Source organism: Mucilaginibacter aureus, from assembly GCF_053514885.1.
Genome location: NZ_CP170601.1, coordinates 1,995,630 through 2,008,881, shown reverse-complemented (window position 1 = coordinate 2,008,881; position 13,252 = coordinate 1,995,630). Strand labels below are relative to the sequence as shown.

Genomic DNA, 13,252 nt, shown 5'->3' with positions numbered 1-13,252 from the left:
AAGAAAAGTAGTTCGACGTCTTTCATTTGTACTAGATGCAGTTGGATGGTATATTTGATTTTACCATTTTAAAATTATGAAAATTGAACATTGAAAGAAGGCTAACAGAGGGGGTCGCCGGATGGCTCTTCTTTGAAGATCATTGTAATAAATCAGGCCTTTTTAGTGAACGTTACATGTCATTTCCTATTGGTCAAATATTAAATTCTGTTTATGGTTCGCATGTTCATGCTGAATATATACATCCAGTTCTTAGTCAATATTCCCTTGGTCGCGGAGCAAAGCCCAAAATTGATTTTGCTGTATTGAATGCGCAACATCAGCCAGAATTAGCAATTGAAACTAAATGGATTGGTCAAACTATTCCATCAGTTGAAAGCATACTGTGGGATTTAATTCGCCTTGAAACATTATCACGCCAATTAAATACCAATTGTATATTTATGTTGGGTGGTCGAAGAAAAGATTTGGAAGTTCTTTTTGCATCGGAGGAATTTCGACTTAAAAAGTCAGCGCATCCGCGTCCAATTTTGCATGATAAGTATTTAGGACTTTCATCCGTTAGCGTTATGTCAACAGATCCAGCAGTAGTAAATATGTGGAGACCAATTATGCGAAAGGCGCAGACAATGGGAGTGCCCACTAAAATTGGCACGCAATTGACAAAGCCCTTTCCAATAGAATGTAAATCAGATCAATTTCAAGTTTATTGTTGGAAAGTCTTCAAGACAGCAAATGCAAGCGTCTTTATTCCCAAAAACACAAAGTATTACCGAACCTAAATTTTTATTACCTATTAAAAGTCAATTCTGAAACTTTTAATTCATTTAAAATCCCCCATACTAGCGCACGTATATTTTTTAAAGATATGAGAAAAAGAAACCTAATATACATCGGCATTATTGCAGCATTGATATTATCGGCATTAGCCTTTAAAAATTATACCGATAGCTGGCAATCAAAATTGGTTACCCTTAATACCGATAACTCACTCACCTATCATCAGGATGAGGAGGGAAATACATTACCGGATTTTAGCCGCGTAGGTTATCACGAAGGTGATGAGCCCATACCCGATATTCCGGTAGTTAAAACTGTCGAAGCTCCGGCAGATGGTAACGGCCAGCAATTGATACAGGACGCTATTACTGAAGTAGCTAAACTTAAGCCCGGCGCAAATGGCTTCCGGGGAGCTATTTTGTTAAAAAAAGGGATCTATAAAGTTGCCGATAGCTTACGTATAAGCACAGGTGGTATTGTATTGAGGGGCGAGGGTTCCGACAAAAATGGAACGATCATCATTGCTACCGGCAAAGGCCAGCGTTCATTATTACATGTATCAGGCAGGGGGAATATCAGGGAAGCTGATGATAAGGTTAAGATAGTAGATGACTTTGTGCCTGTGGGCGCTAAATCGTTTAATGTACAGACGCCAACGGCATTTAAGCCGGGCGATCATATTATTGTTTACCGCCCCAGTACAGCCAATTGGATACACGATCTGAAGATGGATCAGATCCCCGCAATAACCGGTACCCAACAATGGAAAGCCGGTGAGTACGATTTACGGTTTGAGCGTACCGTCACCAAAATAGAAGGCAACGAAATTTTTATCGATAACTCCATTGTGATGCAAATAAGCAGCCGATATGGTGGCGGCACCATTTGTAAGTATACCTTCCCGGGGCGCATTAAGGAAGTAGGCGTCGAGAATATACTTTTTCAATCAGAATACGCGGGCAATACCGATGAAAACCACGGTTGGAATGCCATCGTAGTAAAAGATGTGGAGAATGGCTGGGTACGCAATGTAGCCGCAAAGTATTTTGGCAATTCATGCGTAACCTTACAAACAGGCACCCGTAATTTTACCGTAACCGATAGTAAGTGTACCGATGCAAAATCGGTTATTGATGGTGGCAGGCGGTACTCGTTCGGAAACAATGGACAGCTTAACCTGTTTTTAAATTGCCATGCCGAAGACGGGCGGCACGATTTTGTAACCAGCGCCCGCGTATGTGGGCCAAACGTCTTTTATAACTGCACCGCCATTAAAACTCATGCTGATGCCGGGCCGCACCATCGTTGGACATCGGGCACTTTGTACGATAATATTATCACCGATGGCGAGATCAATGTGCAAGACCGTGGCCATATGGGTACCGGACATGGCTGGAGTGGCGTAACACAAGTTTTGTGGAACTGCAAAGCATCCAGAGCCGCGGTACAAAAACCTTGGGTAAGCGGCCAAAATTATTGTATTGGCTTAACCGGCAAAAAATACGAAGGAGCCTATGAAGGCCGCTATAGCGGCTATTGGGAAGGACAAAATAAAAACGGACTGGAGCCGGCATCACTTTATTTGGCGCAATTTAAAGCCAGGCATTTAAATAATAATTGATCATTTTCATCGATGGCCCCCCCTGCTGACGCACGCGTGTCGCGTGTGCTTTTTTAAACTATACAATATAAATTACACTAAACAAATTAATATTGGTTTGATGAAGGCCATTGCTTGATTAGGTTGAGCAAAAGCTGTTGCCCCACAATGTTTGCCGGATTTTTAGCCGAACTGTTAAACGTATTCATCGAAGCGTTTTCACCATCGCCTTCCTGCCTCTTCTCCTTTCGGGCATCCTTAATGCACGACTGAATATCCAACGCGCACAAAATGATCTTCCCCCTGCCGTGAGGTATAATGCTTAATGCCGAGTAAACCTCCTGCTTATGATCGGAAACACAACCCACTATGGTTTCACCGTTCATTATCCGCATGCCAATACGGCTTTTATTATAGGTGGCCAGGCACTGGTATTCCCAGTTAAACACACACGAGTTGGGCAGCCCGGTAAATAAGGAATGTGCTTTAACAAAATAATTTCCCCCGTACCAGCTTGTACCCAAAACTTGTATCCCACGAAAATCGATCGCTTCTTTTTTTCCAAGATATGGTGCCCATTTTTCAATATTCCCGGCAATAACCAGCGTGTTTCCGTTGTTAACCCATTCCAGTATATCGGTAACTAAAGGGTTGCCGGTTTGTTGCGGGTCAAACGCGCCTACCAACAGGGTGTTGCCATTGGGTTTCCCCGATCTGTAATTGCTAAAGCGGGTAATCCCTGCAGATCTTAAATAATCCTGCATCATAGCGCTCGTATCGGCAACGGCTAATTGTTGGCTAACACCTGTGATATCCAGGCGTACGGAATAGATCCGGTCGTCGCCTGTACAGATCGGTTTTTTATTTTGCAGCAGTGTTGCGCTCACCAGGTGATAACCGGGCCCGGGTACCGGTAATTTGATACCTTGAGCCAGTAGTTCACCATAAACAATGCCGCCGGTTGCACGCACAGGTACAGTAACCGAAAATTCTTTGATCCGTTTTTCATCGGTCATATTCAGCACCAGCTCACAATTGCCGGTAACATTCTTTTCATTAACCAGGTAGATATCCGCCGCCACCGTATCACCGGCAGAAACCACTTTGTGATTCAGTTTAACGGCCAGGTAAAGCGGGCCGTTATACCGCGCTATCAGGTCAGGGTCGCCTTTTAAGTTGCGATAGTTATCCACAATACCCGAATGGTTTTCCAGCTTCATGCTTTCCCAGCCGTTTACGGCGTACCCGTCGATGGTATTATTGATCCTCACATTCTCAATCACCCGTCCCTGGTAATAATAAGCCACATTGCCCATTTTCCGGGTCAGGCTGTCCACATTCGGAAATGCCTTTAAAAATCCCGGTGTATTTTTGAGGAAACTATCATAAGCATCATACCATTTCAGATAGGTGTCGGTTTCCCAGCCAATATCCTTACCCGTACGAAGTATCTCATCACGAATAAGCTGTAGCCTTGGTGGCGTGCCAATAGCGCCCTCTTCTCCGTAATAAATGATCTCGTCTTTGTGGTCGGTATATTTGGCGTAGCTTTTCGGGTTGTTGTACAGGGCATCGTGATAAGTTCCCGGGCCTCCGGCATGATGCTGATCAAACCAGCCATAATCATAAAAGGTACTGTCATAAGGCAGCAAATGCAATTTGAATTTGGGATCGGGCTCGTTCTGTTTAATGTTACCGTTGGATGAATTATAAGTAATGATGCGCGTTTCGTCAAGATGGTGGCCCATCATCATTTCATCCCGGTCGGCCTTTTGCGGCTGGGCGCCCCGCTCATTGTGCATATTGTAAATGATCAGCGACGGATGGTTCCGGTCACGGCGTACCATCCTTGCAAATTTCTCGGTACGTTCGGCCATGTAAAAGTCGGTTTCCTTTTTTTCCAGGTCGTTTTTGGGGTTAAAAAGGTTTTCCGGGTATTGGTTTCCACCCGGTTCTTCAAAGTACAACAGGCCGAGTTCGTCTGCAGCGTCAAGCACGTTGCTTTGCCCTATCGTCCGGTGAAAGTTCAGCATGTTCAGGCCTAATCGTTTGGCGTCAAGCACCTGCTTCCTGGCCAGTTCATCACTCGGTGCTATCCCGTTCACCGGCCAAAAACCCCAGGATATGGCGGTCCGTAAAACTATCCGCTTACCATTCAGGTAAAACTGCTGATCACCGCCGATATTTTTGATCTCGAACCAACGAAAGCCAAAACGTGCCTGCCTTTGGTCGGCGGCGCCATCATTACCGGCCCAGCTGGCATGTATCGTATATAAATTAGGATGGTCAACATCCCACAGTGCAGCGTTGTTGATCGTGACCGGGATAGTATTGACCGAAAGCCCCGGCGAGAGGGTAACAGGGTAAGTTTCGCGGAATACGGATTTTTGAGTCTTGTTTTCTGTTACCTCAACAATATATTTCCCGGCAGCAGTTGTCTTGAGCGTGTTCATACCCGTGATCTGTACATCCACCGAGGTCATCGCCGGTTTGTTTTTGACGAAAACGTCGTTGATAAATACCTTTTCCGTTTTGGTCAGCCTTACCTTGCCGGTGATCCCGCCAAAGCCGTGGGTTGGCTGGATGCGGTAATCGCCCCACATAAAATTCTGGCTGTCTCGCCAGTCAAAGTTCCCGTTCGGGTCGGTAATGCGAATAGCGATCTCGTTTTCCTTTCCTGGAATCATCAGTGCTGAAATGTCGACATCGAAAGGCGTGCTATTCACCAGGTCATAACCGGCCAGCCTATGGTTCACAAAAACTTCGGCCCTTAGGCGCACACTTTCAAAATTGATCACAACCCGTTTGTTCCTGAAACTTTCGGGGATGATCAGCTTCGTGCTGAACCAGGAAACACCAACGTAATTACCTGATACACCAAATTTGTTGCCATTTGCGCCCCAAAAATATTCCTCGACCGTAGCAGGCAGGTGCACAATTTTTGAGCCGGGGCCGTTTAAATTTTTCCAGCCGCCTGTGGGCAGGTTAACCAGCAGTTTTTTTATATCGGCCAAAGCCGGCGGGTACAGGGTATCGTTCTGCCATTTGGCATCAGGGTCAGGCCGTAACGACCAGTTCAGTCCCGAAAGGTCGATAACCTGCCGGCCGCTTTGCGCCAGCAAACAAAACGGAGAAATCAGTAATAACATCAATAAAAGCAAATATGGGCGCATTTTTTTCATGGTTATATCAGTTGATCTTCAAAACATCTTTATCAGCTTCATCAAACTTAGCTATTTTAAGTAATCCGGCTAAACACATGCTTTCGGTACGTTCCTGTAATCCGAAAATTTCCCGTAGGTATTTGATGAACAGAACCGCATTTAACACTCCCGGTTTCGGCCAGCATTTAACGAAAACGTTTCTCCAACTCATTTCTAGTAGTGCAATCGTTCCCGGGAACGATTGCACAGAAATGTTAATTTTTATACCTTTTTGAGCAATTTTTATCCCTCTTTCCGGCACACTTTCAGTAAATTCGTATAGTAATACAGCGATCGCCCACCCTGGAGACCGTCGCTGTGGGCCTTTTTGGCAATAACCAATTATTAATCCGTCGGTAATTATAACCTGGCCGACCCTAAATTTTTATTGATATGAGAAAATTTTTACTTTTTTCCATGCAGTTCGCGCCTTTGTGATTCGAGCGTTCACCATCGCAAAGTTGGTTGAATGCAGAAACATTGGTCGGTCGCTAAAATACCTAACCATAAACTATTTAATAACCTTTAAACCCAAGTTAATTATGAATTTTTTTACTCAATTGTTATTCAACGTCAAATACTGGCGTCAAAAACATCAACTCCTTAACAGATGTTATGTGCTCAGTAGCTTTTTTGTTCTGATGCTGGCTGCACAGGCCTTTGCACAGACAGATAAAGTAGTGAGCGGTACAGTTCGCGACAATGGCGGGCAAACCTTACCCGGCGTTAGTGTAAGCATTAAAGGCACAACTAACGGAGGCGTTACCGACGTAAACGGCCATTATAGCCTTAAAATTAATAAACCCGATGCCACACTGGTATTTTCTTTTATAGGATACGCCACGGTTGAAGAAAAGATCAATAATCGCACAACTATTGATGTTAAACTGAAAGAAACCGACAAAACCCTGGATGAGGTTGTTGTTATAGGGTATGGCACTGTAAAAAAACGCGACCTTACCGGCGCTGTATCTTCGATTAGCGGAAAAGACATCGCAGCTATACCCGTTACCAACGTGGCACAGGCCATGCAAGGTAAGTTGCCAGGGGTAAACATCACCTCACAGGACGGTCGTCCCGGCGGTAACATCAGTATCCGTGTGCGCGGCGGGAGCTCTATATCTCAAAGCAACCAGGCTTTGGTACTTATTGACGGCGTTCCGGGCAATTTAAACGACATTCCGGGTGACCAGGTAGAAAGCGTTGACGTACTGAAAGATGCCTCGTCGGCAGCTATCTATGGTTCACGCGGGGCCAATGGGGTGGTGCTTGTTACTACAAAATCTGCAAAAGCCGGAAAAGTTAACGTGAGTTATAACGGCTATGTTAAAATTAACACACCCGCTAAATATTTACAGGCATTAAGCCCGTATGAGTATTTGAAATATGTATGGGCCAATGCCGCTGCAAACGCAGTTGCTTATCAAACACCGTTTGAGCAATTGTATGGCCTGGGCGCAAATGCAGGCAGCAATACCGGTGGGATAGAAAGTTACCACGACCTGCCGGCAGATGATATTCAAAAGCAAGCCTATAAACGGTCCATATCATGGAACCACTCCCTAACCGTTTCGGGCGGCACAGACAAAACAAAAGTATTGTTCTCTGCTACCTATTCAGACGATGAAGGAATGAAACTGCAATCGTATCAGCGCCGTGCAACTGCGCAGTTTAAATTAACTCAAAAAATATTTGACAACGTTACCTTTGATATAAACACCCGCTATGCCAACACCCCAACATTAGGTGATGAATCAACCGGCAGTGGCGGCGGGTCAATACTTTCGTCTTCCTACCAGTTCAGGCCTATTGCAACTAATCATATTTTAGGTAACGTTTCTGTATTAACTGCCAGCAATAACATATCCCTGTATGGTAAAAACGTTTTGTGGGATAACTACAGTCCGGTAGCGCGTATCAGTGATTACGATCCGCTTACCCTTTCTTCAAACTTTGTGGGTATAGCGTCGTTAAACTGGGAAATTATAAAAGGTTTAACGTACCATACTGATTTTAGCGGCAATGGTTTCTGGGGACAGCGTAAATACTGGTCTGGTGCTGTTTATAACGGTTATGTTGATGACGCTACCGGTAATAAAGTATTTGCCGGTAACGCTGATTATCGCAAGAACGACAGTTGGGGAATGCGTTGGGCAAATACATTAGGCTATCAGTATAATATCAATAAGGATAATACACTGAACCTTTTAGCCGGTACCGAATTTTTTAACTCGGGCGGCACCGGTATTTCAATACAATCCAGCAAATTTCCCTCCAATTTTACTAAGGAAACAGCTTTTGCTCAGATCTCAAATGGCACGGTCACCCTTTCGTCCAGCGTGAATACGCCTGATCGCCTTAATTCTTATTTTGGACGTTTAATCTATAATTTTAAAGACAGATACTTGCTAACGGGTACATTCCGGGCCGATGGTTCTTCTAAATTTAACCCTGCTAACCGTTGGGGCTATTTCCCGGGCGGAGCCTTTGCCTGGAGGGTGTCCCAGGAGTCTTTCATGAAAAATGTAACCTGGATAAACGATTTGAAACTACGGGTATCCTACGGTGCGGTTGGTAATAACAATATACCTTCGGGGGTAACTACACAATCCTGGGGCTCTGTATCCGATCCGCGAAGCCAGTATGAAAGCAATCACCTGCTTCTGCCCGCTTATCAGCTAAGTACACCTACTATCCTGTCTAATCCAACTTTAAAATGGGAAACTACCATTACACGCAATATTGGTACTGATTTTAGTTTGTTTAACGATAAGCTGTCGGGTACGGTTGATGTCTATTCAAATACTACTAAAGATCTGTTGCTGCAAACTACAGTTACCGGCATAACCGGCTTTACTTATACTTATGCCAATGTTGGCCAGGTAAGTAACCAAGGGGTAGAGATATCGCTTTTAGGAACGGTATTTAGCAACAGTGATTGGAGGGTAACCGCTGGAGGTAACATTAATTTCAATAAAAACAATGTAGATAAGCTTGCTGATAACGTGAACCCTCTTTACGGATCGGGTTGGAACGGCACCGCAACTTATCCTGCGGCTGATTACCAACTGATAGTTGGGCGCCCTGTGGGCCAGGTGCGCGGTTTAATTTACGATGGTTTTTATACCCCTAACGATTTTACCTACAACAACGGTTTATATACCTTAAAAAGCGGTGTGCCCGACGTTACCACCACTCCCGCTGGTTTAGTGCACGGGATTAATACCGGCACTGATCGCCCCACAGGGCAAAATGCATATCCGGGGTTGCCTAAGTATAAAGATCTGAACAATGATGGTAAGGTTGATGATAAAGACCTCACCATAATCGGGAATACCACTCCTAAGTTTACCGGTGGGTTTCATATTAATGTTAGCTATAAAAATATCGACCTGGGACTGAACTTTAATTACAGCTATGGTAACGATGTTTTCAATGCCAATAAGCTATTGTCGTTATTCGGACCTAAAGAAGCAGGAGTTTATCAGAACAAGCTGGCTATTATGGCTAACTCTTATAAAATTTATAATGTTGTTAACGGACAACTTGTTCGGTTAAGAACACCCGATGAGTTTAATGCCGCAAATGCCAATGCTGATTTACCTTTATCTTACAGCGAAACGGGGGTAACATCAACCCTGGGCATTGAAAAAGGTTCGTTCCTTCGTCTCAATACACTATCTTTAGGATATACCTTACCTAAATCTTTATTATCAAAGGCTCATTTAAGCAGCCTGCGTGTATATGGCAGTATATATAATGTGTTTACTATCACCGGCTACAGTGGTATCGATCCGGAGGTTGGTGTTAACGATAACGCAAACAACTCCGTTTACCCTACCACGGGCTTTGATTATGGCGCCTATCCGCGTGCCCGTTCATTTGTTGTGGGCGTAAACCTTAATTTTTAACAGTTAAAGCAAAAAAAAATGAAAACATATATCAAATATATAGCCGCAGTTGTCTTGTGTCTATCTTTTTCCAATTGTAAAAAAAGCTTTCTGGATGTAACCTCCCCATCCAGTACAGACGATAATTTTGTTACAACAACCACAACAGAAACATTCAAATCACTTTCGTGGTGTTATGCCAATTACAGGCAAAATTGCATTATGGGAGGGTACAGGTGGAATGACCCGGTTGGTTCTGACGCCGAATACTATCCTGAGGATGGTTCCGCCAATAATATCAACGCCATTGGCCGTTCTGATCAGTTAGGAGTTGATAATGCCGCTGGTGGTTTTAATGCGCTTTATCAAACGCTTGCATTGGCCAGCAGGTTGGCTAATGTTATTGCTGCTAAAGATGTTTATAAAGCTGATGCAGCAGCCAACAAAACTACCGACTGGACACAACTATATGGCGAAGCGATAACCATGAGGGCGTTTTGTTATTTTGAATTGGTGCAGCATTTTGGCGACGTTCCTTATGGCTATGAAAATTCAGGTGCTGATGATTACACCTTATCATCACGTTTTGAGATATATGACAAGCTGATAGATGACCTTAAAAAAGTAGAACCGCTGATGTATCCGATAGGCCAGGGTGGTATTAACCAGGAACGGATGTCGCGTACGTTTTGCAACGCTTTAATAGGACAGATAGCTCTGTTTTCGGGTGGTTATCAAACCATACGTACTGATGTAACCGGTTTATACGGAACCGTAACCTTCGACACAAAAGGTAACGAAACCAATAAATGCATTTACGCCCGCCGTAAAGATTACCTTACTTATTACCAAATAGCTAAAACTTACCTCCAAAGGGCTATTGATAATAAAGGCACCTCTCTTTTAATTACAACCGATAGCAGGGGCGGCGGCATCAACAACCCTTTCCAGCGCCATTTTCAGTACTTTAATGATTTGGCTGTAAGCCCGGAATCATTGTTTGAAATAGGAAACGTAAGTGGCGCATTAGCGGCAACCAACAGCGAATATCCATATGCTTTTGGCCGCCCTTCAGACGGTGGCAGCTCTAACGCTGCTCCTAATAAGGTGTTTGGCGCACTTCGTATTATTCCTACCGTTTATTATGGAGAGTATGCAAACTCCGATCATCGCAGGGATCCAAGCGTAACTGTTACGGCAAGCAATGGTGATGGCAACGAAAAAATGATCAGTTTTGTACCGGGCAGTAAAAGCCTTGGCGGGATATCGATCAACAAATGGGATGATAACCGGATGAATCCGCCTTACGTTGCAGCTCAAAGAAATTCGGGCATCAACTGGCCTATTTTAAGGATGGCAGATGTTATTTTAATGCTGGCCGAAGTTAAAGCCGAACTGGGAGAAACTGATGCTGTTACTTTAGTTAACCAGATACGCCAAAGGGCTTTTGGTAACGCTTTGCATAATATTACTGCAACGGGCCAGGCATTAAAAGATGCTATTTTGGAGGAGCGTAAACTGGAGCTGCTTGGCGAAGGTACACGCCGCTGGGACATGATCCGTTCGGGCACTTACTCTGAAAGGGCAATAGCCATTCAGCAGGAAATGGCCGCAACCATAAATGACATAAAAACCCTGGGCTTCCACCACTTTGCCAATGGTAACGATTTCCCTGCATATATCTGGGTAAAAAAGGTTGCTTTAACTAACCCGTTAACATTTGATTGTGCTGCAGCGGATACCATTGCTAATCCTGCTGCTTACCCGGCATGGAGGGGACAATATGATTACACCAAGATCCCTGCTGTAGCCAGCAAAGTAGTAGGTACTACCCATAATATAGCAATACAAGGCTTGTTCCGTTACATTAACCCACTCAGCGCCGAGGCTACTACTCTGCAGGCTGCGGGATATGTAAAAACAGACTGGGGCATTGCTTTGGCTAATGCTGTAACTGTATACCAGCGCAACATACTTTCGGGCATAACATCAGCCGGCGATCCGCCACGCATCTATTGGCCTATCCCTTCCGAAACGATCAGCAAATCGAAGGGAAAAGTTACAAATGGTTATGGATTACCGCAACAATGATAAAATGAGTCGCCGTAAAACAGGCTGACAAAAATCAGTGAATAAAAAAGTGCTTGCCAGGTAATACTGACAAGCACTTTTTTTTTAATGGACGATAGTTTAACATCAGCCTGGCGATCGAAAAATCCCTGACACAATAAATTATCAAAACCTTTTGCTTTCAAATCATTTATTTAGGTTTGGCAATACTTAACAACTGAGCAATGTTTTGGTATGAAGATGAAATAAAACGGCTGGAAAACCTTCGGTCAGAAATAGTGGATGCACCGGACACACTGTTTTACGGAAGTTCCACCATCCGGCTATGGGAAAGTCTTGCTGATGACTTTCGCAACTTTAACGCCATCAATCTCGGGTTTGGGGGTTCTACACTGGCTGCCTGCACCTGGTTTTTTGATCGTGTTATGGTGGGATATCAACCTAAACGATTGATTGTTTACGCCGGCGATAACGACCTTGGCGATGGCCGGCACCCCGAAGAGATCTTTCTTTTTTTTCAGCAGCTTGCCGCAAGGGCAACAAAGCGGTTTGGCGCTATACCTTGTTATTTTATATCGCTAAAACCGAGTATTAGCCGCTGGAACATGGCCGAACAGTTTAGCTTTACCAATGGGCTGATCTCGGCCGAGATCAAAAACAATCAGCCCGGTTGGCATTGGATAGACATTTACGGCGCCATGCTCAATCAGGATGGATACCCCAATGCTGAATACTATCTGGGCGATGGCCTGCATCTCAGCGAAAAGGGGTACCAAATATGGAAGACCATTATTTTAAATGCATTAACAAATAGTTAATTAACTGTTGATTGACCTGTACTTAACATTTAAAGCTGATTTTTACAAAAAATTAGCCGCGCTTAATGAACAGGGAATATCACCGGTGGTATAGCGGCCGTCTGGGTCGTGATATGGAGCTGCTGGTTTTTGGTCACGCCGGCAGGGCCGTTTTATTTTTCCCACCCCGTATGGGCCGTTTTTATGACTACGAAAACTGGGGCATCATAGATGCGCTTGCCGACCGCATAAACAATGGCGAACTACAACTCTTTTGTGTTGATAGTTTAGATTGTGAGAGCTTTTACAGCGAATGGTCGCACCCCGATGCACGTATCAACCGTCATTTACAATACGAACAGTATATTCTATGCGAAGTATTGCCGCTGATGAGCGCCAAAAAGCCGGACAATGATTTTGAAGTTGCCGGCTGTAGTATGGGCGCTTACCATGCCGCAAACATTACGCTAAAATATCCGCACCTGTTTAAAAAACTGGTTTGTATGAGCGGCAGGTATGATCTTACCCGGTCGGTTCAATACTTTCGCGATCTGTTTGATGGTTACCATAACGAAAACATTTACTTTAACATGCCTCGCCAGTTTATGGCCAATATGCAAAACGAAGACATGCTTCAGCATATCCGCAGGCTTGATATGCTGCTGGTAATAGGCGAAGCCGACCCCTTTAAACATGATAATTACGAATTTAGCGAGCTGCTTGGCTGGAAAGGCATCCGCCACCAGTTTTATACCTGGCATGGCTATGCGCATAACCCGCGCAACTGGCGAAAAATGGTGCAGCTTTATCTTTAGTAACTGCTACATCGTAAAGCGACAATTATCGCGGCTTATTGCGCAGAATAAAAATTAAAAGGCTGCCAAAGGAGACTCACAATATAAAATATTTTTC

General features: G+C 44.2%; 8 protein-coding genes. 6 read left to right on the top strand and 2 right to left on the bottom strand.

All coding sequences use genetic code 11. The features are described 5' to 3' along the window. Positions 1–83: 83 nt before the first annotated feature. Entirely contained in the window at positions 84–782 is a 699-nt protein-coding gene (locus ACFGVR_RS08495) for a hypothetical protein (protein WP_448702378.1), read from the top strand. 86 nt (positions 783–868) lie between these two features. Then, a complete protein-coding gene (locus tag ACFGVR_RS08490; RefSeq protein ID WP_448702377.1) occupies positions 869–2,401 on the top strand; it encodes a hypothetical protein in 1,533 nt (510 codons plus the stop codon). An 86-nt stretch (positions 2,402–2,487) separates the two neighbouring features. On the opposite strand, the gene ACFGVR_RS08485 is transcribed toward ACFGVR_RS08490, so the two are convergent. After that, complete coding sequence (locus tag ACFGVR_RS08485; RefSeq protein WP_448702376.1) at positions 2,488–5,529, bottom strand: glycoside hydrolase family 2 protein; 3,042 nt, start codon at positions 5,527–5,529, stop codon at positions 2,488–2,490. Positions 5,530–5,569: 40 nt separating this feature from the next. Then, positions 5,570–5,755 carry a hypothetical protein gene (locus ACFGVR_RS08480; RefSeq protein ID WP_448702375.1) on the bottom strand — a complete coding sequence of 62 codons (186 nt, stop codon included), beginning with the start codon at positions 5,753–5,755 and terminating at the stop codon, positions 5,570–5,572. A gap of 370 nt (positions 5,756–6,125) precedes the next feature. Between ACFGVR_RS08480 and ACFGVR_RS08475 the strand changes: the two genes are divergently transcribed. From ACFGVR_RS08475 to ACFGVR_RS08460, 4 genes are all read left to right on the top strand, one after another. Beyond that, positions 6,126–9,494: a SusC/RagA family TonB-linked outer membrane protein gene (locus tag ACFGVR_RS08475; RefSeq protein ID WP_448702374.1), complete on the top strand. Its 3,369-nt coding sequence runs from the start codon at positions 6,126–6,128 to the stop codon at positions 9,492–9,494. A gap of 201 nt (positions 9,495–9,695) precedes the next feature. Next, positions 9,696–11,564, top strand: coding sequence for a RagB/SusD family nutrient uptake outer membrane protein (locus ACFGVR_RS08470; protein ID WP_448702373.1), 1,869 nt, complete (start codon positions 9,696–9,698; stop codon positions 11,562–11,564). Positions 11,565–11,767: 203 nt separating this feature from the next. After that, entirely contained in the window at positions 11,768–12,361 is a 594-nt protein-coding gene (locus ACFGVR_RS08465; protein ID WP_448702372.1) for a GDSL-type esterase/lipase family protein, read from the top strand. 65 nt (positions 12,362–12,426) lie between these two features. After that, a complete protein-coding gene (locus ACFGVR_RS08460; protein ID WP_448702371.1) occupies positions 12,427–13,155 on the top strand; it encodes an esterase family protein in 729 nt (242 codons plus the stop codon). The last annotated feature ends 97 nt before the right edge of the window (positions 13,156–13,252 follow it).